Source organism: Brotonthovivens ammoniilytica (assembly GCF_025566885.1).
GTDB classification, from domain to species: domain Bacteria; phylum Bacillota; class Clostridia; order Lachnospirales; family Lachnospiraceae; genus Brotonthovivens; species Brotonthovivens ammoniilytica.
Window position 1 is genome coordinate 641,753 of sequence record NZ_JAOQJQ010000002.1, and the last position, 25,184, is coordinate 666,936.

The 25,184-nt window shown below is 42.5% G+C and carries 20 protein-coding genes; 12 read left to right on the forward strand and 8 right to left on the reverse strand.

Annotation, left to right across the window (positions count from 1 at the left end; translation table 11 throughout):
* Window positions 1-4 precede the first annotated feature (4 nt).
* Both OCV88_RS07485 and OCV88_RS07490 read left to right on the forward strand, forming a co-directional pair.
* On the forward strand, window positions 5-682 hold the full coding sequence (locus OCV88_RS07485) for a response regulator transcription factor (protein WP_158424878.1): 678 nt from the start codon (window positions 5-7) through the stop codon (window positions 680-682).
* Window positions 679-1,899 (forward strand): sensor histidine kinase, encoded by a 1,221-nt coding sequence (locus OCV88_RS07490; RefSeq protein ID WP_158424879.1) that lies wholly within the window; start codon window positions 679-681, stop codon window positions 1,897-1,899. The genes OCV88_RS07485 and OCV88_RS07490 overlap by 4 nt, the downstream gene beginning before the upstream one ends.
* 109 nt (window positions 1,900-2,008) lie before the next feature.
* Here OCV88_RS07490 and OCV88_RS07495 read toward each other — a convergent pair whose 3' ends face one another.
* The 4 genes from OCV88_RS07495 to OCV88_RS07510 all read right to left on the reverse strand — a co-directional run bounded on the left by OCV88_RS07495 (window position 2,009) and on the right by OCV88_RS07510 (window position 6,893).
* A complete protein-coding gene (locus OCV88_RS07495) occupies window positions 2,009-3,325 on the reverse strand; it encodes a GntP family permease (protein WP_262590938.1) in 1,317 nt (438 codons plus the stop codon).
* Window positions 3,326-3,544: 219 nt separating this feature from the next.
* Complete coding sequence (locus OCV88_RS07500; RefSeq protein ID WP_262590939.1) at window positions 3,545-4,756, reverse strand: ABC transporter substrate-binding protein; 1,212 nt, start codon at window positions 4,754-4,756, stop codon at window positions 3,545-3,547.
* Window positions 4,741-6,204, reverse strand: coding sequence for a sensor histidine kinase (locus OCV88_RS07505; protein ID WP_158424882.1), 1,464 nt, complete (start codon window positions 6,202-6,204; stop codon window positions 4,741-4,743). Before OCV88_RS07505 ends, OCV88_RS07500 begins: the two co-directional genes overlap by 16 nt.
* The gene (locus OCV88_RS07510; protein WP_158424883.1) at window positions 6,201-6,893 is read right to left on the reverse strand and encodes a response regulator transcription factor; all 693 of its coding nucleotides are present in this window, start codon (window positions 6,891-6,893) and stop codon (window positions 6,201-6,203) included. Before OCV88_RS07510 ends, OCV88_RS07505 begins: the two co-directional genes overlap by 4 nt.
* Before the next feature lie 183 nt (window positions 6,894-7,076).
* Here OCV88_RS07510 and OCV88_RS07515 point away from each other — a divergent pair, with 183 nt between their 5' ends.
* The 8 genes from OCV88_RS07515 (at window position 7,077) to OCV88_RS07550 (ending at window position 17,925) form a co-directional block, all read left to right on the forward strand.
* Window positions 7,077-8,441 carry an MATE family efflux transporter gene (locus tag OCV88_RS07515; protein ID WP_158424884.1) on the forward strand — a complete coding sequence of 455 codons (1,365 nt, stop codon included), beginning with the start codon at window positions 7,077-7,079 and terminating at the stop codon, window positions 8,439-8,441.
* Complete coding sequence (locus OCV88_RS07520) at window positions 8,416-9,777, forward strand: uracil-xanthine permease family protein (protein WP_158424885.1); 1,362 nt, start codon at window positions 8,416-8,418, stop codon at window positions 9,775-9,777. Before OCV88_RS07515 ends, OCV88_RS07520 begins: the two co-directional genes overlap by 26 nt.
* Window positions 9,778-9,780: 3 nt before the next feature.
* Window positions 9,781-11,475: an ABC-ATPase domain-containing protein gene (locus tag OCV88_RS07525; protein ID WP_158424886.1), complete on the forward strand. Its 1,695-nt coding sequence runs from the start codon at window positions 9,781-9,783 to the stop codon at window positions 11,473-11,475.
* 5 nt (window positions 11,476-11,480) lie between these two features.
* Complete coding sequence (locus tag OCV88_RS07530) at window positions 11,481-12,185, forward strand: M48 family metallopeptidase (protein WP_158424887.1); 705 nt, start codon at window positions 11,481-11,483, stop codon at window positions 12,183-12,185.
* 67 nt (window positions 12,186-12,252) lie between these two features.
* Window positions 12,253-13,701: a VanZ family protein gene (locus OCV88_RS07535; RefSeq protein WP_158424888.1), complete on the forward strand. Its 1,449-nt coding sequence runs from the start codon at window positions 12,253-12,255 to the stop codon at window positions 13,699-13,701.
* Window positions 13,702-14,000: 299 nt separating this feature from the next.
* A complete protein-coding gene (locus tag OCV88_RS07540) occupies window positions 14,001-15,407 on the forward strand; it encodes a radical SAM/SPASM domain-containing protein (protein WP_158424889.1) in 1,407 nt (468 codons plus the stop codon).
* A 130-nt stretch (window positions 15,408-15,537) separates the two neighbouring features.
* Window positions 15,538-16,791 carry a glycosyltransferase family 2 protein gene (locus OCV88_RS07545; protein ID WP_158424890.1) on the forward strand — a complete coding sequence of 418 codons (1,254 nt, stop codon included), beginning with the start codon at window positions 15,538-15,540 and terminating at the stop codon, window positions 16,789-16,791.
* A gap of 192 nt (window positions 16,792-16,983) precedes the next feature.
* Window positions 16,984-17,925, forward strand: a complete 942-nt coding sequence (locus OCV88_RS07550) for a magnesium transporter CorA family protein (protein ID WP_158424998.1) — start codon at window positions 16,984-16,986, stop codon at window positions 17,923-17,925.
* 74 nt (window positions 17,926-17,999) lie between these two features.
* Here OCV88_RS07550 and OCV88_RS07555 read toward each other — a convergent pair whose 3' ends face one another.
* Together OCV88_RS07555 and OCV88_RS07560 are read right to left on the reverse strand one after the other, a co-directional pair.
* Window positions 18,000-19,577 (reverse strand): hypothetical protein, encoded by a 1,578-nt coding sequence (locus tag OCV88_RS07555; protein WP_158424891.1) that lies wholly within the window; start codon window positions 19,575-19,577, stop codon window positions 18,000-18,002.
* Window positions 19,567-20,283, reverse strand: a complete 717-nt coding sequence (locus OCV88_RS07560; RefSeq protein WP_158424999.1) for an ABC transporter ATP-binding protein — start codon at window positions 20,281-20,283, stop codon at window positions 19,567-19,569. Before OCV88_RS07560 ends, OCV88_RS07555 begins: the two co-directional genes overlap by 11 nt.
* 176 nt (window positions 20,284-20,459) lie before the next feature.
* Between OCV88_RS07560 and OCV88_RS07565 the strand changes: the two genes are divergently transcribed.
* Window positions 20,460-20,900 carry a MarR family winged helix-turn-helix transcriptional regulator gene (locus OCV88_RS07565; RefSeq protein ID WP_158424892.1) on the forward strand — a complete coding sequence of 147 codons (441 nt, stop codon included), beginning with the start codon at window positions 20,460-20,462 and terminating at the stop codon, window positions 20,898-20,900.
* Window positions 20,893-22,224 carry an MATE family efflux transporter gene (locus OCV88_RS07570; protein WP_158424893.1) on the forward strand — a complete coding sequence of 444 codons (1,332 nt, stop codon included), beginning with the start codon at window positions 20,893-20,895 and terminating at the stop codon, window positions 22,222-22,224. Before OCV88_RS07565 ends, OCV88_RS07570 begins: the two co-directional genes overlap by 8 nt.
* A 50-nt stretch (window positions 22,225-22,274) precedes the next feature.
* Here the strand turns inward: OCV88_RS07570 and OCV88_RS07575 are convergent, their stop codons facing one another.
* Both OCV88_RS07575 and OCV88_RS07580 read right to left on the reverse strand, forming a co-directional pair.
* Window positions 22,275-24,326 carry an ABC transporter permease gene (locus OCV88_RS07575; protein ID WP_158424894.1) on the reverse strand — a complete coding sequence of 684 codons (2,052 nt, stop codon included), beginning with the start codon at window positions 24,324-24,326 and terminating at the stop codon, window positions 22,275-22,277.
* Complete coding sequence (locus OCV88_RS07580; RefSeq protein WP_158424895.1) at window positions 24,323-25,087, reverse strand: ABC transporter ATP-binding protein; 765 nt, start codon at window positions 25,085-25,087, stop codon at window positions 24,323-24,325. The genes OCV88_RS07575 and OCV88_RS07580 overlap by 4 nt, the downstream gene beginning before the upstream one ends.
* Between the last annotated feature and the right edge of the window lie 97 nt (window positions 25,088-25,184).

Below are 25,184 nucleotides of genomic sequence, written 5' to 3' on the forward strand. Positions count from 1 at the left end.
TAAAATGCGTCTTTTATTGGCGGAAGATGAAACAGAATTGGCAGATGCACTAAAGGTCATATTAAAAAATAATAACTATTCGGTGGATACTGTTTATAATGGCCTGGATGCGCTTGCATATCTGGAGAGCGGTAAAAATTATGACGGAGTGATTCTGGATATTATGATGCCGGGATTGGATGGGATCAGTGTATTAAAGAAGATTCGGGATCAGGGAAATCATGTTCCGGTGTTAATGCTGACGGCAAAAGCGGAAGTGGATGATAGAGTAAAGGGACTGGACTTTGGCGCAGATGATTATCTGGGGAAACCATTTGCTGTGAAAGAACTTCTGGCCAGAATTCGGGCAGTTACCCGCAGGCAGACGGATATTAATAGTACCGTTGTTGCTTTTGGCAATATCAGCTTGAACCGTTCGACCTTTGAACTGATGTCAGAGAATGGGAGCTTCCGACTGGGAAATAAAGAGTTTCAGATGCTGGAAATGTTGATGGCTCATCCGGGACAGCTGATTTCTACTCAGCGTTTTATGGAAAAGATCTGGGGATATGATAGTGATGCGGATCTTGGAGTTGTCTGGGTTTACCTGTCCTATCTGAGAAAGAAGCTGCTGGTGTTGAAAGCGGATGTAGCTATTAAGGCAGTAAGAAATCAGGGATATTTTCTGGAGGAAAAGAAATGATAGCAGCGCTGCGCAGACGTTTTATTCTTGTGGCTATGTGTTCTCTGCTGGCGGTTTTAACAGCTGTTATATGCACAATAAATGTAACAAATTATCAAAAAGTATTGGAGAGGACTGACGGTCTGTTGGAAATGCTGGCAGATCACGATGGTCAGTTTCCGGAGTCAATAAAGGGGCAGAGACCGGAGGAGAATCCGAAGGATACATTTTCACCGGAAACGCCTTATGAGACTCGTTTTTTTACTGTAAATCTGGATAAATATCAGAATGTGGTTCAGATTAATACAAGAAACATTGCGGCAGTTACAGATAAACAGGCTGAAATGTATGCGGCTGATGTGGTTGAGAAAAATAAGAAGTCGGGATTTTTAAGTGTATACCGGTATAAGATGGTAACAGAAGATGAAGGAACGCTTTTGATTTTTGTTGACTGCCGCCAGGAGCTTGATACCATCAGGATCTTTGCGCTGACCAGTATTTTTGTATCCGGGTTTGGACTTCTGGCGGTTTTCCTGTTAGTTGTTTTCTTCTCGAGAATTGTGTTGCGGCCAGTGGCGGAAAGTTTTGAAAAGCAAAAGCAGTTTATTACGGATGCAAGCCATGAAATAAAAACACCACTAGCTATTATTGACGCAAACACAGAAGTTGTTGAGATGGAATACGGAGAAAGCCAGTGGACCCAGAGTACAAAAAATCAGATTCATAGACTGGTCAACCTTACCCAGCAGTTGATTATACTTGCAAGGATGGATGAAGAACGTACAAAACAGCAGATGACAGATTTTTCTCTGTCAGATGCTGTTGAGGAGAGTGCGCTTCCGTTTCAGGTTATGGCAGAGACAAAGAAAAAAAGTCTGAATCTTCAAATTAAGAGCGGTATAACCTGTCATGGAGATGAGAAGGCTATACGGCAGCTGATTGTGCAGCTTTTGGATAATGCGGTGAAATATTCATCCGGAACAGGGAATATAGAGCTGAGGGTTTTGCAGAAGGGCAAAAAGTGTATGATTTCTGTTTTAAATGATGCACCTGAGCTGTCAGAGGGAAACCTGGATATTCTATTTGAGCGCTTTTACCGTCTGGACAGTTCCAGAAATTCTAAAACCGGTGGCTCTGGAATCGGTCTGTCTGTGGTGAAGGCTATTGTAGAAGGCCATAAAGGCAGAATTTCTGCGTACTGCAGAAAAGGTAAATTAGAGATTACTATATTATTATAAAGAGAAAATTTGAGCAAGAAAAAAGGAGAAGTATACCTTTGTATCTCAAGGTCTGCTTCTCCTTTTGGCAGATAGTATAATATTTTCGTTATTTTCTAATTTTATTAATTTAACACAGACCCGGTGCTAAGATACAGATCAGACATAAAATGACAGTTCCTATTGTTGTATTAATAACGGTGCATACACCAACGTATTTATAGGACTTTTTTGCCTGGGTTTTACAGATTTCATTTGCGGCAATAAATCCTGCATTGGTGGGAAGTGTGTCAAAGGTTGTTGCACAGAAGGCAGAAACACGGGCGAATGCATTCATGTTAACTCCCATGGATTGTGCAAGGGGAGTAAATACCGGAAGTCCAACGCCAAGACCTGCGGGGCCTGAGCCGCCGATTAATGTCATAATCATCATTGCCAGCATAGCAACTACCAGCGGGTGTCCGTTAAATGCAGCCAGTTTTTCAGTCAGTCCGGCAAATGCAGGAGTCTGAGCCACAACACTTCCGAAGCCTGAAACAGCAGCCGCACCGCAGGATACAACAGCAGCATTCATAGCAGCGTTTCCAAGGGATTTTAAGAAAGAATCCATTGATTTAAAGTTTTTATGCATGAGAATAATCGCAAGGATAATTCCGGCCATTAATGAAAAGTTAACATCTACTTGAAAGCCATTGTATAAAACAAAAACCAGTACCATTGGAAGAAGCGCTATTAGCGGGTGAGGAAGCTTTTCATCTGTAACAGAAACAGAATCCCCTGCTGCGTCCTCAAATACAGCGCCTTTTGCGATTTCCTTTTTTGCCGCAAAATTTAAGTATATAATATTTAAAATTAAGATAATAATGCCGGCGATAATTCCCGGAATAGCGGCTGCCGTTGAAGATACGCCAACAGTTGAAGTTGACATAACATTTTGGATTTGAGGAGAACCGGGCATGGATAATGCTGATGTTGCGATACATCCCAGGATCATCCCAGGTACCATATAGCGGGGAATGCCGGCCTCACGGCACAGTTCCATGCTGAGAGGAGCCATAACAAACATTAAAACAATTGCGCTGACACCGCCGTAAGAGAGCAGGATACCTGCTAGAAATACAATAATAATCGCAACCAGAGGGCTTAACTTTTCGTTTTTTCCACGGAATATTTTAGAGATAAATTTGGCGAGAGATTTAGCACCTCCGGTAACACCATAACATTCTCCAAAGACCGCACCCCATAAAAAGATCGGAATCTGGCCGATTAAGAAGTCTCCAACACCACTCATGTAGGTGGTCAGGTAGGCTTCTGTTACATTCAGCCCGCTGAATACGGCAACAATCATTGCGGCACAGGCGCCGATAATCAGAAGGGGCCAGCCTTTCATGACAAAAAATATCAGAAATAAAATACCGATAATAATACCGATCATGCTTAAAACCATGATACATCCTCCTTTTTCCTTTTCGTATTTTTTCTGACTTATTTTTATCATTTTTTTATGGAAGCGGAATGATAGTTTTGTGGAAGGAGTGTGGAATTTAAGGAAAAATGTATGACTATGGAGCATGGTCTGCAATATGCGTCTGTCTTCAATACCGGCTAATTAAAATTGGTATTGAAAGCAGGCGGCAGAGAGGACCCGAGCTATAATGCCGGGCAGTTAGGATAGAGGAGTTAAATTCTGGCCTTCAAATTTAAAAAAGTAGTAATCGGCAATCTTACGTCCGTTTTCCCAGGTGAAATCACCCTGAATGCCCTGAATTACCGGTGGATTCTGAAACCATTCATTTACCTTCTGCCGGCTTGCATCGTCTGTTTCTGTGCCGGAAAGGTCTAGCTCATCGTAGCACTGGCAGAGTGCCAGGATGGCATTATAGATATCAGGAATTATAGTGTTTACAGGCTGCTCTCCGTTATGAGAACGTTGATAAGCAGTTTTCAGCGCTCTCCATTGCTGTTCATTATAGTTGAGGTCAAATTTATTCCAGATAAAAGTCTGGTCCAGGTTATCTTTGGCGGATGTAAGAAGCTGTGAGGACATGGAAGAAAAAGAGGCGGTAATCCGCCGCCCTTCACTGATACCGCGTTTTTTTAACTCATGTAGAATGTTGGTATAGTCATCGGCGCTCAAAAGAGAAATATAACCGTCTGCTTTCTTGTTTAATGCCTGGATTGCGCACTGTTCAAAATGGCGTTGATCTCTTGTACCGGAAAGATCAATGACGTCTAAAAGCTGAAGGTTAAGTTCGGGCAGCATTTTCTTTAATAAAGTAACGGAATCGTTTTTAGCTTCATCAGTAGTATCAGTAAAAATGACAACCTTTTTAATATCAGGATTATGCTGGGACCATTTTTTTACAGCCAGATATTCGCCTGTTTCAGAATCGTTCATATATGCAATGGTATAAGGCTGATATGTGTTTCTGATATCTTTGTAAGAGTAGCTGGCAATACTGGTAGTTTTTGAATCTTCCAGCAGAGGTGCGATGCTGGAAGAGGAAGGGGCTTCTACCGGACCGATTACCGCCGGAGTTTCCCGGGAAGCTCCAAGAAAATAGCTGACAGCCAGATTTTTGGAGGAACGTGTATCCTTCAGAAATAACTGCACCTTTTTTCCGTTGATGCCGCCGGAGGCATTGATCTGTTCAACTGCATACCGGGCGGTCCAGGCCGCATCCTCACCTACAAAGGAGTAGTATCCGGTTGTGGGACATAAAAAGACAATAGGAATGGTATCCTTGGTCTGTTCCCTTAGTTCCTGCTGAAAGCGGTTGGCAGTAGAATTATCCCGGACTGCCGGTAACAGCAGCAGGCCGGCAAAGACCGCCAATATTAAAATCTGTAATAACTTTCGTTTTATATGATAAACCAAAATGTACTTCCCCTTCCCGTCTTGCTTTCCACCCCATAAGGAATATGGTGGTTTTTAAAGATCTCGCTTACAATATTCAGGCCGATGCCATTGCCGTGAATCTGGCTGCCAAGTTTGGGAGAACGATAGAAACGATCCCATATGTGAGGGGCTTCTGCGGTACTGATGCCGATTCCATGGTCAGTTATCTGAACAAGAAGCTCATGTCCCTGGGGTATCAGATTAATTTCTATTTTTTTGCTGCTGCCGGAGTATTTAACGGCATTGTGCAGCAGGTTATAAACCGCCCGCAAAAGCAGCTGGCGGTCAGCACGGACCGTATAATCCCGCTGAGCGCACAGATAGATATGAAAACCTTCCGCCATGTCCTTAATCCGTATTCTGCTGATTACTGTTTGGATCAGGCCGTTTATGGAGAAGGTTTCATAATGAAGCTGAAGGGTTCCTGACTGAAGTCTGGACAAATCCATCAATTCATTAATTAAATCTGTTAAGCGGTCTGTTTCTCCGATAATCTTTTCTACATGTTCCGTTCTTTTTTCCGGAATTTCCCCGGAAAAGGCGTCAATCATTTCTGCATAGGCACGGATTACAGTAAGGGGCGTTTTCATATCATGGCTGATATTTGCGATAAAATCACGGCGCAGTGCTTCTGTTGCCCGGAATTCTTTTTCTGCCTGATTTAAGGTTTTTGCAAGCTGTACGGCTTCCTGGGGGCCTTCCTGTATAAAGTCTGTATCAAATTTTCCTGCCGCCATTAAAACTGCGGCGTCATTCAGGTGGCGAAATGGCCGGGCATAAAAGTTAGAAAAGAAGAATGCGAAGACTGCAGAAAGGGCAAGTACAATGGCCAGTGAAATTCCCCCCCGGTTAAACAGCATATGCTTTACCATATCAATTTCGGCAGTGGAACAGCTTAAGACCAGGACATGCCGGTATCCGCCTTCATTGGCTATAACGATTGCCTGTACAGCCCATTGGGAGCGGCTGGAAGAATCGCCGGTGTAGTAAAAACAGTAGCCGTCAGTTTCATCCAGACGTGAAAACAATGTTTCATCTGCGATCTGGCTGCTTTGAGGTTCTCCCGGTGTCCCCTCATTTGTGTAGCTTAAAAGTACTTTATGATCTTTTTCAGAGATAATCTGCGCAAAATAATGATTCGTTTTAGCCAGAATTGCAATGGACTGTTCAAAATTGGAGCTGCCGTATTGTTCTGTAATTTCCCAGGCAATATTGGTGAGGTTGTCCGTCACCTGCCTGCGGTAATGGACTTCAAAATACATATAGAGGACGACCCAGAACAGCAAAGCTGCGATTGCCGAAAAAAAGAGAAATCCAACCCACAGGCCATTGCGCATCTGCCAGGGGTTTTTAAAAGTAGGGTTTCGCCAGGTTTCCCGTTTTTTTTGTATCCGGTTGTAAAAATTTTTCAGGTAGTTGTATTTCATTCTTTTTCATCCGTTGAAAATTTATAGCCGATTCCACGACAGGTAACAATGTGAGACCGGTATTCTCCAAGAGCCTGACGAAGAAGTTTAATCTGGGAATCCACGGTACGGTCATCCCCCTGGTAATCATATCCCCATACCTTTTCTAAAAGGCTGTCTCTGGAAAAGACAATGTTTTTATTTTGTATCAGAAAAAATAAAAGGTCGTATTCTTTCGGACGGAGATCCAGCGGGGTGCCGTTTAAAGAGACTTCTCTGGCTGCGGGATCCAACATGAGACCGCCTATAGTAATCATCTGTTTTGGCCGGCTGCTTTGTGAGAGGATGCGTTCACGGCGTTTGATAATGACATTTACCCGGGCCATTAATTCCTTCATGGAAAAAGGTTTGGTGACGTAATCTTCAATACCCAGTTCAAAACCATACAGTTTATCATATTCCTGTCCCTTGGCAGACAACATTAAAACTGGAATGTCACGGATTTCTTTTATTTTCTGAAAGGCAGAAAAACCGTCTAAAACCGGCATCATAATATCCATAATAATAACATCAAAATTTTCTGTTTTACAAATATTGACAGCTTCAATTCCGTTGGAAGCTTCCGTTACGGAATATCCGAGAAATTCTGCAAATTCACAGATGGCCGTCCGGATTAGTTTTTCATCATCCACAACTAAAATCTTATACATATCGCTCCTCCAGGCAGTTTGTTTCCAATATTATTATTTTACGTTAAATATTCCCCTTTGGCAATGCTGTCAGAATGCTTCTCAATACTGGTTAGGGAGTGTCCGGGAGATGCATTTTATGTTATAATACATTCTTGTGTTTGATTTTAACAAAAACCAGTAATTACTAAAGGAGTCTGATTTATGCAGCGTGATTTAACAGAAGGCAGAATTACAAAGACACTGCTTGCATTTGCATTTCCCATGATGCTTGGAAATCTGCTGCAGCAGTTTTATAATGTGGCGGATACCTTGGTTGTGGGACGGTTTTTGGGGGCCGATGCACTGGCAGCAGTTGGTTCGGCGTATACATTGATGACATTTATAACGTCCATTATACTGGGGCTCTGTATGGGAAGCGGCGTGGTTTTTTCTATTCGGTATGGGGAAAAAGCTATGGACCGGCTGAAAAATAATTTGTTTTTATCTTTTGTACTGATTGCGGTTGTGACTTTGATACTGACATTTATCGTGTTTGGGGGACTGGATCTGATTATCCGGCTTCTGCAGGTTCCGGAAACAGTGAGTCCGCTTATGAGAAGCTATCTGCAGGTGGTTTTTGCAGGTATTATAGCCACATTTTTATATAATTTCTTTGCATGTGTGCTGCGAGCTGTAGGAAATTCTGTTGTACCCCTTGTATTTCTTGGAATCTCAGCAGTGCTGAATGTTGTGCTGGATCTTTTGTTCGTATTGGAATTTCATTCCGGAGTGGCCGGGGCGGCGGCAGCTACTGTAATTGCACAGTATGTATCAGGAATTGGAATATGTGTTTATACATTATTTAAATGTCCGAATCTGCGCCCTGAAAGAAAGCATTTATATTTTGTAAAAAAAGAGGTCAGGGAAATTGCGCAGTTCTCTTTTATGACCTGCCTTCAGCAGTCTGTGATGAATTTTGGCATTCTGATGGTTCAGGGGCTGGTGAACAGTTTTGGCCCGGTTATTATGGCTGCTTTTGCGGCGGCTGTAAAAATAGATTCTTTTGCTTATATGCCGGTCCAGGATTTTGGAAACGCTTTTTCTACTTTTATTGCACAAAATTACGGGGCTAAAAAGAACCGGCGGATTCAAAAGGGGATAAAAAGTGCCTTTGGGGCAGTATTTGTTTTTTGTTCGGTTATTACAGTGATTGTATGCCTGTTTGCCAGACCGTTAATGCTGATTTTTGTTCAGCCCGGGGAGACAGAGATTATAGCGGAGGGAGTTCATTATTTAAGGATTGAAGGAGCCTGCTATTTTGGTATTGGCTGCCTGTTTTTGCTTTACGGGCTGTATCGTGCATTAAAGAGGCCGGGAATGTCTTTAATTCTTACAATAATTTCGCTGGGCACAAGGGTTGCGCTGGCATATTTATTGTCCGGTATTCCCTGTGTGGGTGTAACTGGCATCTGGGCGGCAGTTCCCATAGGATGGCTTCTGGCTGATCTGACCGGGATATGGTATTATAAAAAAAGATTTGTAAAATTGCGGGAGGAAAATTATGAGTCAGATAAATCACGATTCTGAGAAAACTTCAGGAGAAATGCTGTACGGGCTGGAAGAGAAGGTTCCGGCCGGGAAATGCAGTATTTACGGGATTCAATATCTAGTATATTTTTTGGCGGGAAGTGCCATTATGCCCACCATTATCGGAGTATATCTGGGACTGGACCAGGCTGAGATTGCGCAGATGCTGCAAAGAACCTTTCTGTTAAGCGGCGGAATTTCCATATTGCAGGCGTTATTTGGGCATCGTTTTCCGATTATAGACGGGCCTGCAGGGCTCTGGATGGGGCTGTTGATTATTCTTGCCGGAGCGGCTGCCGCCTTTGGTAAGGATTTATCAACCCTGCGTACGGATATGGAGCTGGGAATGATCTGTGCGGGGGTAATGGTTATCATTGTAGGACTTACCGGGTTTATGCAGAAGATCTTAAAGATATTTAATCCCATTGTAAATGGAACGTTTTTAATTTTGATGGTACTGCAGATGAGTGCTACTGTTATTAAGGGAGCCACCGGTATTTCATCTGGCTATAGTACGATTCAGCCTGAATTTGTAGTTATATTTCTGGTGACTACAGCAATTATCGTTATCATTAACTTAAAAACGAGAGGATTTATTCAGTCTATTGCCACACTGATTGGAGTTGTCTGCGGATGGATTCTGGCATATGCACTGGGGGTATCTCCGGAGTTTATATCAGACGGCGGCGGCCTTTTAGCAGTACCTCAGCCATTTGCCTGGGGAACTCCCACTGTAGACCCAAGTGTTATTATTACCTGCCTGATCGGGGAATTTGCATTGTTTTCTAATTTTGCCACCAGTATCAACGGTATGTCGGAATTGTTGAAAAGACCTAATACCCCCGGAATTGTCAGAAAAAGTACCGTGTGGTTTGGGATTACCGCAGCATTGTGCGGGATATTTCCGGTGCCGGGATTTGTACCTTTTGCATCAGCTCCAAGTACTACAAAGCTTACAAGAGTGGCGGCCAGATCACCGTTTATTCTTGGAGGAGTTTTCATGATGATTCTGGGGCTGGTGGCTCCGGTATGCACCTTTTTTGCGGCGATTCCGCCGGCTGTGGGATATTCGGCTATGATGATTGTTTTTGCACTGATGCTGGAGCAGGGAATCAAAGAGTTCAGAAAAGTGGAATTTACTAATCGGGAGGGATTTATTGTAGGAATATCCTTTATGATTGGAGCCGGTATTATGTTTTTGGATACAGCTGCATTTATGGACCTGCCTCAGATGCTGCGTTATATTGTATCTAATGGATTGATTATGGGACTGATTATTACAGTGATACTGGAACATGTGATTTTAAGGAAAAAGCAGGAGGAAAGGAAAGGCTAGGATATGCAGAGCAGTACAGAGTTAAAGTTAAAACTACAGCAGATACATAAAAAAAGTTACCCCGCCTATAAATCTCTGCGGGGAGCCTATGATTTTGGAAAATTTCAATTGTCTGTGGATCATGTGCAGGGGGATCCCTTTGCTTCACCGTCCAATGTAAGTGTATCAGTTCCATTAAAAGCAACGGGATTTCCTGAGGAGTATTACCATGACAGGATGGCCAGGACGGCTCTTGAGGATGCGCTGCTGCGCAGATTTTATGCAGAAGTATCAAAAATCAGTTTTCAGGCAAAAGGTTCCGGGAAAAGCGGTCTGGTTTCTGTCACAAGATGCGGACAGGAGATACTTGAAAGATCTGCAATGGAGATTGATAAAGGCAGAGTGACTGTCCGGTTTGAGGTTGGATTCCCTGCAAACGGCCGCACTATTAATGCTTTTGAGCTGGAAAAAATCTTATTCCGGGATCTTCCGCCGGCAGTGGAGAGGACACTTTATTATAGAAACTGGAAGCCGCAGAAGTTAAGGGAAGTTTATGAGCTTTCCCAGGATCAGAAAGCAGTCAGAGAAGAGTTAAAACAAAGGAATCTCACCGCTTTTATAGCAGATGGTTCTGTTCTGCCCAGAGAAAGCGGAGTTTCACAAAAGCCAATGAAGGATGCCGTAAAATTTGCGTCTCCCGAAAGCTGCCGGATTACTCTGCAGCTGCCATATTATGGAGAGATATCAGGTATGGGCATTCCCAGAGGAGTGACTCTGATTGCAGGGGGCGGCTATCATGGAAAATCTACATTATTAAAGGCCCTTGAGCTTGGAATTTATAATCATATAAATGATGACGGCAGAGAGTTTGTAATTACAGATGACACAGCTGTAAAAATACGGGCGGAGGACGGCAGATCTGTCAGAAGCCTTGACTTATCCTTGTTTATTCATGATCTGCCCAATGGCAGGGATCCCTCATGCTTTTCAACAGAGGATGCCAGCGGAAGCACTTCTCAGGCTGCAGCAGTCATAGAAGGTGCAGAGGCGGGCTGCCGTACATTTCTGATAGATGAAGATACTTCTGCCACTAACTTTCTGGTGCGGGATGAGTTTATGCAGCGGATTGTAAATCCGAAAAAAGAGCCAATTACACCATTTCTTGCAAGAGTACGTGAACTGTATGAACAGGCGGGGATTTCTACTGTGCTTGTAGCCGGAAGCTCCGGAGCGTTTTTCCATATGGCAGATCTTGTCATTCAGATGGATGCCTACCGGCCGGAGGATGTTACCACCAGAGTAAATCAGCTGCTGGATTGCTATCCTCTGCCGGATTTTGGCGCAGATGATTTTAAGCTGCCGGATACAGACCGATGCTTTCAGATAAAAACCCCTGAAGGCCGGGGACGTAACCGGGAGTCATCGCGTATTAAAATACGAGTTCAGGGAACTGACGGTTTTTCTGTAGGGTTTGAGCAGGTAGATCTGCGGTATGTAGAGCAGCTGATAAACACAGAACAGGTAGCATCTTTGGCGGGAATTTTAAAAAATATCGTAAAAAATCCCGGAACTGCTTCCATTCATACTATTGTGAAAGGGGCATGGGATGCTCTGGAAAAGGACGGGTTTGCTTCATTTCTTGGACATGATCTCGTCTGTGGTTATGCAAAACCGCGGATTCAGGATATTTACATGATGCTTGACCGGTACCGGGGATAGGTCATATGAAAAATAGCAGATTGGAAGTTATTGAAATAGAAGATATTAAAGTCTCTGTTCAGAGAAAAAATATTAAAAATATGTATCTTCGGGTAAAGGCTGAAAGGGGAGAGGTAAAGATCTCTGCGCCTTTATCTATGAACAGGGACCGGATTGTCCGTTTTATTTACAGTAAGCTGCCCTGGATTCGTCAGCATCTGGCATCTGGAAAAGAAAAGGAAATACCTAAGGAAATTAATTATCTGACGGGAGATACGGTGAAGCTGTGGGGACAAAAATACAGCCTTGTGGTCCAGCCAAAGATCTCCGGCAGTAAGGTTTGTGTTCAGGGAGAACAAGTTATTTTAAAAGCCCCTGTAGACAGTACATTTGAAGAACGGGAAAAAATCTGGCAGGACTTTTGCCGAGCGGAGCTGAAAAAGAGGATACCTGGTCTGATAAGCAAGTGGGAGCCTGCAATGGGTGTGCAGGTTTATCAGTGGAATGTAAAAAAGATGAAAACCAGATGGGGCAGCTGCAATATCGCCAAGAAGCGCATCTGGCTGAGTTTAATGCTGGCGCAGAAGCCAAAAGAGTGTCTGGAGGAAGTGGTTGTGCACGAGATGGTGCACTTGCTGGAGGCAGGGCATAATAAGCGGTTTTACGGATATATGGATCGTTTTCTGCCCCAGTGGCGGCTCTGGGATCAGTGGCTGAAACAAATTGTATAAATGTGGTTGACATATATAGATAATCTACATAAGATATATATAGACAATCTATATATGGAGGGACACGATGAGACTATCAGACATTGTACATATGGCGGGAGATTATGTAGTATTAGGTATAGGTGCTGTAGTAGCTGCGGCGTTGATACTGGGGCTGGGGTATGGCCTGGTTTACCGGAAAGCTATGAAGGGAACCAGGACTTTTTCAAAAGTACAGCTTTTGTTTGCAGCGTTGTTTTTAATTTACCTGGTTGTGCTTGCCGGTGCAACTTTTCTGGGACGAGCGGGAATCGGATATGGAGGGCTGTCCGGACAGGGGCTGTTTCGTTCTTATCTGGATGCATGGCAGCATTTCTCAACAGTGGAATGGAGAAATCTGATTTTAAACATCTGCCTGTTTATCCCCATGGGGATTTTGCTGCCGCTGGTTTTTCCTGGAATGAGAAGGTTTTTTAAAGTATATTTGACCGGATTTTTGGTAACTGTTTTTATTGAATTATTTCAGAAAATCAGCGGAAGAGGCGTGATGGAAGCAGATGATATTCTGAATAATACAGTGGGAACCATGATTGGCTATGGGCTGGTTATGCTGGTCCTTTTGGGGATTGCATCTGCAGGGAAGAAAAATAATCAGCAAAAGCCCATGAAAACTATTAGAAACGGGATTTGTCTCCAACTTCCTTTGATTTTTACAGCTGCAGCTTTTCTCTTAATATTTACAATCTATAATCAGAAAGAACTGGGAAATCTGGCTTACAGGCAGATACTTCCTGTTAATATGGAAGGCGTCACAGTTGAAAGTAAAATTACATTTTCAGATCAGACTCAGAATACCTGGATTTACCGGACCAAGACCGGGAGCCGTCAGGATGCAGATCAGATGGCGGAGTCATTTTTTACAGCTTTGAATACAGAGATTGATGAGACCAGGACAGACCCTTACGATGAAAGCGTGTTGTACTGGTCGGCAGATGGAAAGTACAGCTTTTGGGTTCACTATGCGGGAATGACCTGGGAGTTTACAGATTTTGATCTGCTGGAAACCGAGAGTGCCACAGAGCTTTCTGGTGAGGAAGCTGCGCAGCTGCTTGGCAGTTATTCTGTGAATTTACCGGCAGGGGCAGCCTTAGAAGCGGACGGAACAGACAGTTACCGGATAAAAGCCCGGCCGTCAGCAGACGGAAGCAGCACCTTTGGAGGGGAATTTCGCTGTGAACTGACGAAAGACGGAAAAGTAAAAAGTATTAATAACCACTTAATTACATATACGCCGTACCGTTCCTGCGGGATTGTGTCGGAGCAGCAGGCATATGAAAAACTGCAGCAGGGATACTTTAATGATCCGGGGGAAGTTTTGCGGATTACAGTTTTGGGTGTGGATATGGAGCTGGCAATGGATTCTAAAGGCTATGCACAGCCGGTTTACAGATTTGAGGTTCGCATGGATGGTTCCGGGGAGCAGGAGATTGTCATTCCGGCTTTAGAGAGGCAGACGGGAGAGGATGCAATAGAATAGCCTGGGGCTTTCAGGGAAGCAGGAAAATGCCGGTAAAGTGAAATAAAAATGCGAAGAACGGATATATTCTGCCCGGTAATAATACAATCCGGTGCAAATGTAGTCGGGAAAAATACGATATTTCCTTGAATTTTTGGATTCTTTATATTATTATTGGAAGCAGTGGGTTGCTAAAGAAGGTCCAGCTATGGATAATGAAGTACGGAAAAAACTGGAATGTGGTAATTGCAACTGTATATTTGCTTTGAACTGTGTAAAATATGGAAGTTCAAAATACAATTGATAAAAGGAGAGATAGTATGAACGCAAAACATGCGGCAGGAAGAAAAGCTTTTGAAGTAGCTTTTAACGGAGTATATAAATTTATTAATAAAGATCGCGAAAAAAATCTTGTAAAGCTGATGAACCTGGCACGTAAAGTTGCCGGCAAGAACTTTCCTGATTATTTCTGGGATAATGCGGATGAAATTCTTGGAAACCCGGAAGAAAAATGGACACAGATGATTTACAATGCATTAGAGAGACTTCATCCAAATGTAATAAAACAGCATGTGTTAAATATGGGATATGAAGCAGGACTTACAGGATTTAAAAAGGTTAGAGAAAACCGCGAAAAATATGGCTGTAATGTACCATGGGTTATTCTGATGGATCCTACCAGCGCATGTAATCTGAAATGTACCGGATGCTGGGCCGCAGAATACGGACATCAGCTTCAGCTTACCAATGAAGAGCTGGATAGAATTATTACAGAAGCAAAAGAGCTTGGTATTCATTTCTTTGTTTTAACAGGCGGAGAACCAATGGTTCGTAAAAAAGATATTCTGATGCTTGCAGAAAAACATAATGACTGTGCATTCCATATCTTTACAAATGGTACACTTATTGATGAACCATTCTGTAAAGAGGTACAAAGACTTGGAAATCTTTCCTTTGCAGTGTCTGTAGAAGGATATGAGGAGACAAATGATGACAGACGTGGTCCTGGTGTATATCAGAAAGTTATGAATGCACTGGAGCTTATGAAAGAGTACGGTCTGTTATACGGCGTTTCTATCTGCTATACAAGCAAAAACTATCAGGTAGTAACATCTGATGAGTTTTTACAGATGCTGGTTGACAAAGGTGCGATTCTTGCATGGTTCTTCCATTACATGCCGGTAGGAAAAGACGCATCTACAGATCTTTTGCTTTCTCCGGAACAAAGAGAGTATATGGTAAAACGTGTTCGTTTTGTCAGAAGCAGAAAATGCCCCATTAAATTATTTACTCTGGATTTCCAGAATGATGCAGAATTTGTTGGAGGATGTATCGCAGGCGGTAAGAACTACTTGCACATTAATCCAAACGGTGATGTAGAGCCATGCGTATTTATTCATTACTCTAACGTTAATATTAAAGAGCATTCTCTGCTTGAATGTTTACAGCAGCCATTGTTTATGCAGTATCACGACAATATGCCGTTTAATGACAATCAGCTGCGTCCATGCCCGATGCTTGAGAATCCGGAAATGATTAAGAAGATGGTGGAAGCTTCCGGTGCAAAATCTACAGATATGCAGGTGCCGGAACCAGTAGATGATCTGATTGCAAAAACCATTCCGTATGCTGAGAACTGGAAGCCAACAGCAGATAAACTCTGGAATGAGCGTCAGGAAGAAATTAAAGAAATCCAGCGTGCCCGTGATGAGAAATACGGAAAGTAATATACTTTTAAATTCCATAAGACCATCATAATAAATTCTTAATAAACAGAATAAGAAAATGATAAGAAACCCCTGCTATACTTGGTGTCAAGATGAAAAAAGATACTTAAGAATAGCGGGGGATTTGTTTATGACATTAGCTACGCAGATAACAAACTGGATTATATTAGGAGTTTTGGTGATATGCTTTGCGTATCAGGCAATATACTGGCTCTTTCTTTATATAAAGAAAGATAAACCTCATAAAGAAGTAAAGGAACATCGCTTTGCTGTTTTAATAGCGGCAAGAAATGAGGAGGCAGTGATTGGCCAGCTGATTGAAAGCATTAAAATGCAGAAGTATCCGGCAGAACTGATTGATACATATATAGTGGCGGATAACTGTGACGATAGTACAGCTGAGGTTGCGAGGTCAAAAGGGGCCGTTGTTTATGAACGGTTTAACAAAGTGAAGGTTGGGAAAGGATATGCTCTTAACTATCTGCTTAACAATATGGAAGAAGATGGTCTGAATGATTACGACGGTTATTTTGTTTTTGATGCTGATAATCTGCTTGAAAAGAATTACATTAAGGAGATGAATCAAACGTTTTGTGACGGTTATCGAGTGATTACAAGTTACAGAAATACAAAAAACTTTGGTTCTAACTGGCTGACTTCAGGATACGGCTTATGGTTTCTGCATGAAGCGCAGTGGCTGAACCGTGCCAGAATGCTTTGCGGGAGCAGCTGTGCGGTATCCGGAACCGGTTTCTTTTTCTCCAGAGAAATCCTTGAGCGGATGGGAGAATGGAACTGCTATCTGTTAACAGAAGATATTGAGTTTACTGTTTCTCAGATCTTGCAGGGAGAAAAGATTGGTTACAATAAAAATGCAGTATTTTATGATGAACAGCCTGAGAAATTTGTACAGTCCTGGCATCAGCGGGAGCGCTGGGTGAAAGGCTATCAGCAGGTGTTTCAGAAATATGGAAAACAGATTGCAAAAGGAATTTTTAAAGAAAAGAATTTTTCCTGTTTTGATATGACCATGTCCATCTGGCCGGCATTCTTTGTAACTGCATTTACCATTGCGGCAAGTCTTGCATTGATTATAATTGGAATACTGGCCGATCAGGATATTTCCTTTGTGCTGTATAATGCCGGACTGAATTTCCTGAAAACCTATGGACTTATGGCTCTTTTAGGGGCATACACCGTATTTACCGAGTGGAAACGTATCCGGGCCGGAGCAGGAAAAAAGATGCTTTCTATTATTACTTTTCCGGCATTTATGTTCACATTCGCGCCCATTGCTTTTGTAGCGCTGGCTAAAAAGGTTGAGTGGAAGCCCATTGAGCACCATTGTACCGTGCACTTATCTCAGCTGCATATAAATGAATAATCTGGTATAACCTAAATGTAACAGGGGACTGTAAGAATCATCAAGCAGTCCCTTTTTCTTTGTTGTAATCTTTTTGAATTTGCTTACAAAATAACTATAAAAATACAGAAATTCTTGTTATAATAAAAACTGATATGTATTCTGGAGAAAAATTTCCGGAATCGAATGTTAAGAAAGGCAGGTGTGGCGTGTATGCTGGCAATTTACAGAACAGATGATTGTGTGATTCATGAAATGGAAGAGTTTCAGGAGGGAGCATGGGTCAGTCTGGTAAACCCTACAATGGAAGAGAGCCAGGAAGTTGCAGAGGCGTTTGACATTGATATTACAGATATACGGGCTGCCCTGGATGAGGAAGAAAGCTCCCGTATTGATCTGGAAGACGGCTATACACTGATTCTTGTGGATATTCCCACAACAGAAATCAGACATGAGTCAAAGACATATACAACAATTCCTCTGGGTATTATTCTGACACCTGAAAATTTGATTACAGTATGTACAGAGGAGACTCCCATTCTTCAGCATTTCATTCAGCGGAGGGTAAGGGAATTCAGCACAAAGAAAAAGATGCGTTTTGTATATCAGATACTTTTCCGCACAGCGGCGCTGTATCAGAGTAACCTGAGAATTATAGATAAAAAGAGAACAGAGATTGAGGAACGTGTGGGTGATAATACAGAGGATGTAGATTTAATTGAACTCCATGAGCTGGAGTCGACACTGGTTTATTTCGCCACTTCCCTGCGGGCAAATGGTGTGGTGCTAGAGCGCCTGTCCCGATACAAACGTTTAGAACAGTATCCGGAGGATAAAGAGCTTCTGGGGGATGTCATCGTTGAGAATCAGCAGGCGATAGAGATGACGGCTATTTATCGAGACATTATAAAGGGTACTAGAGAGCTGATGTCTTCTGTGATTGACAACAGACTGAATAATGTTATGAAGTATCTGACCTGCATCACTCTTGTAATGGCTATTCCTACAATTATTTCCGGTATTTACGGTATGAATGTAAACAGTAAGGGGATGCCTCTGGCCAATGCCCCCAATGGATTTGCCATTATCTGCGGAATTATTCTGATTATATGTATTGTGGCGCTGATAGTTATGAAGAAGAAAAAAATGATGTAAAAAAGACCATTGCTGTGAAGGCGGCAATGATCTTTTTTGATTCCAGGAAATTCCTGTCGTGGCAGGATTCTTTTTTATTTGTCCAATAGTTTTACGGAATATAACTTTTTATAGAGCAGAAACGTAATAATCAGTACGATTCCGGTGGCAATGCTCATAATTATATAACTGCTTTTGGGAATGATAAAGCAGAGAATACATGGAATAACGCTGCTGAGTCCTCCTAAAACAATGGTTATAAGCACAGCGGCAGAATTTTTTACCGCCTCCTGCTCATTTTTCCAGTCATATTTTGGGAAGGCTGTGTTAAGGTACATGCCCAGTACCGAGATATACAGTGCATAAATAACTGGTACAATAATTAAAAATACTGCTCCCACAGTGGTTACATCCATCCGGATGCCTAAAAGAATAATACTGATGATCAGCAGAGGAAGGATGACGGTGAGGTTCATGGCTATTTTTGCCCGGAAAATATCTATGGCTCTTACCGGAAGCATATACATCATCCAGCGGTGTCTGCCTTCTATGGATAAGGCAGCGGAAGTTGTGGAGCTTAAGCTGACTAAAACGGAGGCAATCATGGGCAGAGCGTGTTTTAGCATAAGCTGAAAACCGGGGATGCCTGTCTGGTTTTCCAGAGAGTCAGGAGAGACGAAGATCAAAGCGATAGCCAGCACCAGCAGCAAAACCATACCAATGGAGGAATTCAGCGCATAAACGGTGCAGGAAAAATAACGGCTGATTTCCCGTTTGTACATGGCAATAGCCTGGGAGGAGCTTTTCAGCCGGATATTTTTTGCGCGTCCGGTACGGGTTGATAAAAATGAAGTATTCATACGTCTGTAAAAGCGGGATACAACTATTACAAACAAAAATGTAATCAGAACAGAGAGCAGGGCATATAAGAGGAAATATCCCGGGCTGGTGCCGGTTACTGCAAGGGCGGCCAGGTTTGCAGGAGGATAAAAGCGGCTGGCAATATCTGAAAGCCAGGTTCCGAAATTTTTAAATTGGTCTGCGGAAATATTTTGGAGCTGCATACTTCCAACAACAATTAATACAATAACTGCTGTGCTGAGAAACAGTGAAAAAATATTTTTTTTCCTGGAGCGGGAAGTAACTGCGCTGATCAAAACGCCCAGAGTAAGGGAAATAATCATAGGGATTACCGGGATAAACAGCGTACATAAAATAAAAATAACTGCCCCTGCCTTACCCCCGGGAACGCTGAGGGCATATGTAATGGCAGGAGGAAGCGACACAAGCAGACAGATGCCCAGGTTTAGAAGGTAAACTACAGTCAGACGGCTTAGAATGACATCTGAGTTTTTCACCGGAAGGGACATCACCATATCATAATCCTTCAGTCCGATCAGGACGCCGGAGCTTTTCAGGAAGGTTAAAATTAAAATAATAACAGAACAGATTAATACAGCTGTCACCGGAAGGCTTGCAGCAAGGCCCAGGCTGGCCATGCCCGCACTGTAGAGTCCGCTGTAAAAAAACAGCAGAAACGCAAGAAGACAGCCTACGGCAACAGCTCCCTGGCTGCGTCGTTTTTCTTTTGGGTCCTTTGAGAAGCGGGCGCGGTTTAAGCTAAACAGTCCGTACATCTGTATTCTAAGTAAAATAAAATATTTACTGTTCATGCTCTACTACCTCCATGAAGACGTCTTCTAGGCTGCTGGAACCCTTTACCTCTTCCATAGTTCCGCTGGAAATTAATTCGCCGTTTTTGATGATAGAAATTTTATCACATAATTTTTCGGCGACATCCAGCACGTGAGTGGAAAAAAAGATGGCGCTGCCCCTTTGGCAAAGTTCCCTCATAATTTTTTTTAAGTGGAAGGAGGCTTCCGGATCAAGGCCTACAAATGGTTCATCCAGAATCAGAAGTTTTGGTTCGTGCAAAAGAGCACCGATTAATGCTGTCTTCTGCTTCATCCCGTGGGAATAAGAGCTGATCAGATTCCCCAGACTGTCACTGATTTCAAAAAGCTGTGCGTACCTGTGGATGCGCTCAGACCGGTCATGGGCAGAAACCTCGAACATATCGGCCATATAGTTTAAATATTGAAATCCGGTAATGTAATCATAAAGATCGGGGTTATCAGGGATATAGGCCAGCTTTTTTTTGCAGGCCACAGGTTCCTTTTTCACGGAGCGGCCGTCAATGAGGATTTCGCCTTCTTCAAAGTCCATAACACCGGCAACTGCCCGGATTGTAGTTGTCTTTCCGGCGCCGTTGTGTCCGATAAAACCGTGGATTTCACCTGCCAGAACAGTAAGGTTGATATGATTGGCTGCTTTTTTGCCTCCGGCATATATTTTTGAAAAGTTACTAATTTTCAGAATTTCATCCATAGGAATCTCCTTTGCAATCAGTTAATATTTTACGTTAGAATAGTATCATTTTGAGAACAGGATTGTCAACGAAACGAAACTAGGGAAAAAGTACTTGACAATAGTCTGATATCGTACTAAAATCTCATGTAGTCCGATTACGGACTAGTAAATTTGGAGGTGGTCTGATGAACCGGATGATTCGGGAGCAGATTGTGAAGCTGAATGAGGCAGTGGGGAAAACAAATGCACTATACGGGCTGTGGGCAAAACAAAAAGGGCTTAATTATAACTCTTTGATGGTGCTTTATTCCATTGATGAAGTAAAAGACTGTACCCAGAAAAAAATCAGTGATTTGTGGCTGATTCCAAAGCAGACGGTAAACAGTATACTAAATGATTTAAAAGAAAAAGGATATGTAACGGTAACACCAGCGAAAATGAATCGGAAAGAAAAAATTCTCGCCTTTACAGAGGCCGGAGAAACATATGCGGGTGCTTTGCTGGAGGGGCTGCGCAATGCGGAGGAACGGGCTATGAGGCGGCTTGGAGCGGAGGCCTGCGGGCGCTATGTGGAGTTAAGTTTTGCATTTATGAATGCATTCAAATATGAGGTGGAACATGAGTAATACATTAGCAAAAAAATTTGATTTATTTTCTTTGATAAAATTTGCACTGCCGAATACCATAATGATGGTTTTTTTGTCCATGTATGTGATTGTGGACGGTATCTTTATTTCGAGATTTGTGGGAACAACAGCGCTTTCCGCTGTAAATATGGTCTTTCCGGCGCTGAGTATTATTCTTGCTGTGGCTATTATGATTGCCACTGGTGGAAGTGCTATTATTGCCCGGCGGATGGGAGAAGGAAAAGAACAGGAAGCCAGGACAAACCTGTCATTTCTTGTGCTGGTGGAAATTTGTTTCGGAATTTTGGTAATGATTTTCGGAAATTTGTTTTTAGATCAGATTGTTACACTGCTTGGAGCTAGCGCCGCCCAGTTTGAAATGTGCCGGGTGTACGCAAGGATTATTTTTTTGTTTGCTCCCTGCTTTGCACTTCAGACAGGATTCGAAACATTTTTCGTAACTGCGGGAAAGCCGACCATAGGCTTGTCTGTAGTAGTGGTGGCAGGTATTACTAATATTGTTCTGGATTATGTTTTCATTGTACCTCTTCAGATGGGTATTTTAGGAGCGGCATTGGGAACCGGTATTGGTACCTGTATACCGGCTCTTTCGGGAATTTTGTTCTTTTTGCGAAAAGGCGGAAAGACGCTGTATTTTGTAAAACCTGAATTTGACGGGAGGGTATTGCTGAAAACCTGTGCCAATGGCTCTTCGGAGATGGTTACAAATTTATCAAACGCGGTTACAACTTTTTTATTTAACTATACATTTATGAAGTTTTTTGGGGAAAACGGAGTAGCTTCCATTACAATTATTTTATATTTTCAATATATTTTTACAGCGCTTTATTTTGGATACTCCAATGGGATTGCCCCTGTAATCAGCTTTAAATATGGACAGGGGGATACCGGCCAGCTAAAACAGGTATTCAAAAACAGTGTATGGATTGTCTCCTGCGGGTCAGTTTTGGCCTTTATATTTTCCAGGATACTGTCGGGGCTTGTAATTAAAGTTTTTACCCCGGAACAAAGTCCGGTTTATCAGCTGACACTGGGCGGGATTTCTGTATTCTCCATTGGATTTTTGTTAATGGGAATCAGTATTTTTGCTTCGGCGCTGTTTACTGCACTTTCAGACGGTTTTAGTTCAGCGGTAATTTCATTTGCCAGAACCTTTGTATTTCTGGTGGGAGCTATTTTATTGCTGCCAAATCTTCTGGGTGAAAACGGTGTCTGGCTGTCCGTGCCGGCTGCAGAGGCCTGTGGAATTATTGTGACATTTTTATTTCTTGTATGGAAACGAAAAAAATATCAATATTGTTAAAAAAAGAGGGACTAAAAAACAACGGGTGTTTTTTAGTCCCTCTTACTGTCTTATTTGCTTACGATTTTATAGTAGCTTTTGGCGGTTATCATATAAATTATGATATAAATAACAGCAAAGATTGCAAAGGTACCTATGAGACAGAAAATAAAGGAAGTAACATTTGTCATGGCAAGAACTCTCAGCATTCTTGAAATAATGGGAAATGCGAAAGCGGAATGGATACCGGCCATAACAAGAGGAAGGAAAAATACCATCAAAACCTGAGAGCGTATACTCTTTTTGATTTCTGCTTTGGTAAGGCCAACCTTCTGCATAATTTCAAATCTCCGGGCATCCTCAAGCCCTTCGGATATCTGCTTATAATAGATAATCAAAATGGTAGCGATTAGGAAAATCATACTTAAGAAAATTCCGATGAAAAACATGCCGCCGTACAGGGAGTAAAAGCTGCCTCGCTGCTGGTCTCTAATCGTAAGTCTTGCAAACAGATCAGAATTATCTGTATCCTGGGCAGTTTTGTGCTCTGCAAGAAATGCCTGTTTTTCTGCCTGGAATGCCTGATTAAACTTATCCGCTATCTGCTGTGCCTTAGAATCATCCTGCAGATCAAAACCATAATAGAAATCCAGATCAGAAGCATTTTCCCCGTATATTTCACGATTTTTATAGTATAAATCCAGCAGAGTATTCTGGCTGTCTGTAACAATATAATAAGTTTCTACCGCAGCATTATTTGAGGCTAATACATCTGTGTCAGGGAAATGATCCAGCTGCTGCTTTACCTTATAAGTTCTGTCCATAATTTTTAAGGTGTCATAAGGATAACCTGCGTCGGATTCCTGGTAAAGCAGGATTTCATTTTTGTCAAGTGTCTGCTGCTCCCCGGTAATCCGGTTATAATCGTCCAGGGTAATAAAATCCAGAACGCACAGATCATTGAAGGATACCTGAGATCTGCTGTTTGTCAGAAAACTGTCCTGCTCCTGCAGGGCTCCAAGTCCCAGATAAGTAATATAGAACGTATCGGACACAGAGATTTGTTCCTGATCAATAATATCCTGCAGTATAGTACGGGTACTGGTAAAATAGCGATCTGAATAATTGTCACTGTTATAGGTAACGCTGGTATTTACTTCCCGGGGATACATTGCCTTTAAAATATTATCACATCCGGAGTACATGGATAAGGTAGTGGAAATGGCTACGATTACCATGGTGGATAAAATACAGATACTGGCAAGGCTGGCGGCATTCTGCTTCATCCGATAGATCATACCTGATATGGAAATAAAATGGTCAGCTCTGTAATAGAAGCTTTTCTTTTTCCGCATGGACTTCAGCCAGATAATGCTTCCTGCTGTGAACAGACAGTAAGTACCGATTATCACCAGAAGCACTGCCAGGAAAAATAAAGAAAATGCTCCAAGAGGGTTTGTCATGCGGATGGAGATTCCATAGCCAAGTACCAGGGAAATAACGCCGATAACAGCCAGCAGCCATTTGCTTTTCGGTTCTTTTTCGCCTATATTGCTGCTGCCAAGGAGAGCAATGGTATTGGAGAATCGGATTTGACGGAAAGCATTTAAAAACAGGATCAGGTGGATTACTGCAAATAATATAACAGTGTGGATTACCGCATCAGCGGATATTTCAAATCCAAGAGGAACTGCTGTATTTAAAAGTTTCATCAGCCCGGCGAAGGCCAGTTTATATAAAAGTATACCCGCCAGAATACCGCATATGATACTGCCTCCTGCAATGATCACTGTCTCGTGGAAAATAATTTTTGCAATGTGCCGTTTTTCCAGTCCCAGCACATTATAGATACCAAATTCATGCCGGCGCTGTTTGGTAAGAAAATTATTTGTATAAAACAGAAAGATTGCGGAAAATATGACAAGCAGCCGGGTGCCGAGATTTAACATATAAATAATACCGGTAGCGCCATATACATCATCAAGCCCTGTATTTGTGGAAAGAGACTGGATGATATAAAACAGAGTAACCATTATGATACAGGTCAAAAGGTAAGGAATGTACATTTTCCTGTTTTTTCGGATACAGTCTACAGCGAATTTGCGATAAAAACCTTTTTTCATTTTTTTGCACCGCCTGTGGTAAGTATCGTCAGGGCATTTGAGATTTTCTGGTACATTTCTTCTGTTGTACTTTCGCCCTTATATAACTGATGAAAGACGGTTCCGTCCTTGATAAAGAGAACGCGCCCGGCATGACTGGCGGCTTTGGTGGAATGTGTCACCATCAGAATTGTCTGTCCCCCTTGGTTAATTTCATTAAACAGGGAAAGCAGTTCATCTGTAGAACGGGAATCCAGTGCGCCGGTAGGCTCATCTGCCAGGATCAGCTGAGGTTTTGTGATCAGGGCTCTTGCCACGGCTGCTCTTTGTTTCTGCCCGCCGGAAACTTCGTATGGGAATTTGTTTAAAAGATCGTTAATCCCAAGTTTTGCGGCGATGGGCAAAAGCCGGGTACGCATTTCCTGATAAGGAGTTCCTGAAAGAACTAAAGGCAGCAGAATATTGTCCATGAGATTAAAAGTGTCCAGAAGATTAAAGTCCTGAAAGACAAAGCCAAGGTTATCCCGGCGGAATGCTGACATTTCCCGGTCGGGAATGCCTGTGATGTCTTTTCCGTTTAAGAGAACCATACCGCTTGTGGGTTTATCCAGAGCTGCCAGGATATTCAGCAGTGTAGTTTTACCGGAACCGGACTCGCCCATAATTGCGATATATTCTCCCTGCTTTACGGAAAAAGAAACATCCGACAATGCCTGAATCTGATTGCCGGCAAATCGAGTAGTGTATATTTTTTTCAGGCTGTGAACTTCTAATATTGCCATTTGTATGACCTCCTTTTGTTTTGCTGGGTTTAGTATAGCAAAGAGGAGAAATCTGCTGCCATAACTGTATCTAACAATTCAGGGAAAAACCTTGCAA

What these genes read in the sequence shown, in the direction of transcription:
- OCV88_RS07485 (WP_158424878.1), top strand. Translation starts at nt 5, where the DNA reads ATGCGTCTTTTATTGGCGGAAGATGAAACAGAATTGGCAGATGCACTA.
- OCV88_RS07490 (WP_158424879.1), top strand. Translation starts at nt 679, where the DNA reads ATGATAGCAGCGCTGCGCAGACGTTTTATTCTTGTGGCTATGTGTTCT.
- OCV88_RS07495 (WP_262590938.1), bottom strand. Translation starts at nt 3,325, where the DNA reads ATGGTTTTAAGCATGATCGGTATTATTATCGGTATTTTATTTCTGATA.
- OCV88_RS07505 (WP_158424882.1), bottom strand. Translation starts at nt 6,204, where the DNA reads ATGAAATACAACTACCTGAAAAATTTTTACAACCGGATACAAAAAAAA.
- OCV88_RS07510 (WP_158424883.1), bottom strand. Translation starts at nt 6,893, where the DNA reads ATGTATAAGATTTTAGTTGTGGATGATGAAAAACTAATCCGGACGGCC.
- OCV88_RS07515 (WP_158424884.1), top strand. Translation starts at nt 7,077, where the DNA reads ATGCAGCGTGATTTAACAGAAGGCAGAATTACAAAGACACTGCTTGCA.
- OCV88_RS07520 (WP_158424885.1), top strand. Translation starts at nt 8,416, where the DNA reads ATGAGTCAGATAAATCACGATTCTGAGAAAACTTCAGGAGAAATGCTG.
- OCV88_RS07525 (WP_158424886.1), top strand. Translation starts at nt 9,781, where the DNA reads ATGCAGAGCAGTACAGAGTTAAAGTTAAAACTACAGCAGATACATAAA.
- OCV88_RS07530 (WP_158424887.1), top strand. Translation starts at nt 11,481, where the DNA reads ATGAAAAATAGCAGATTGGAAGTTATTGAAATAGAAGATATTAAAGTC.
- OCV88_RS07535 (WP_158424888.1), top strand. Translation starts at nt 12,253, where the DNA reads ATGAGACTATCAGACATTGTACATATGGCGGGAGATTATGTAGTATTA.
- OCV88_RS07540 (WP_158424889.1), top strand. Translation starts at nt 14,001, where the DNA reads ATGAACGCAAAACATGCGGCAGGAAGAAAAGCTTTTGAAGTAGCTTTT.
- OCV88_RS07545 (WP_158424890.1), top strand. Translation starts at nt 15,538, where the DNA reads ATGACATTAGCTACGCAGATAACAAACTGGATTATATTAGGAGTTTTG.
- OCV88_RS07550 (WP_158424998.1), top strand. Translation starts at nt 16,984, where the DNA reads ATGCTGGCAATTTACAGAACAGATGATTGTGTGATTCATGAAATGGAA.
- OCV88_RS07555 (WP_158424891.1), bottom strand. Translation starts at nt 19,577, where the DNA reads ATGAACAGTAAATATTTTATTTTACTTAGAATACAGATGTACGGACTG.
- OCV88_RS07565 (WP_158424892.1), top strand. Translation starts at nt 20,460, where the DNA reads ATGAACCGGATGATTCGGGAGCAGATTGTGAAGCTGAATGAGGCAGTG.
- OCV88_RS07570 (WP_158424893.1), top strand. Translation starts at nt 20,893, where the DNA reads ATGAGTAATACATTAGCAAAAAAATTTGATTTATTTTCTTTGATAAAA.
- OCV88_RS07575 (WP_158424894.1), bottom strand. Translation starts at nt 24,326, where the DNA reads ATGAAAAAAGGTTTTTATCGCAAATTCGCTGTAGACTGTATCCGAAAA.
- OCV88_RS07580 (WP_158424895.1), bottom strand. Translation starts at nt 25,087, where the DNA reads ATGGCAATATTAGAAGTTCACAGCCTGAAAAAAATATACACTACTCGA.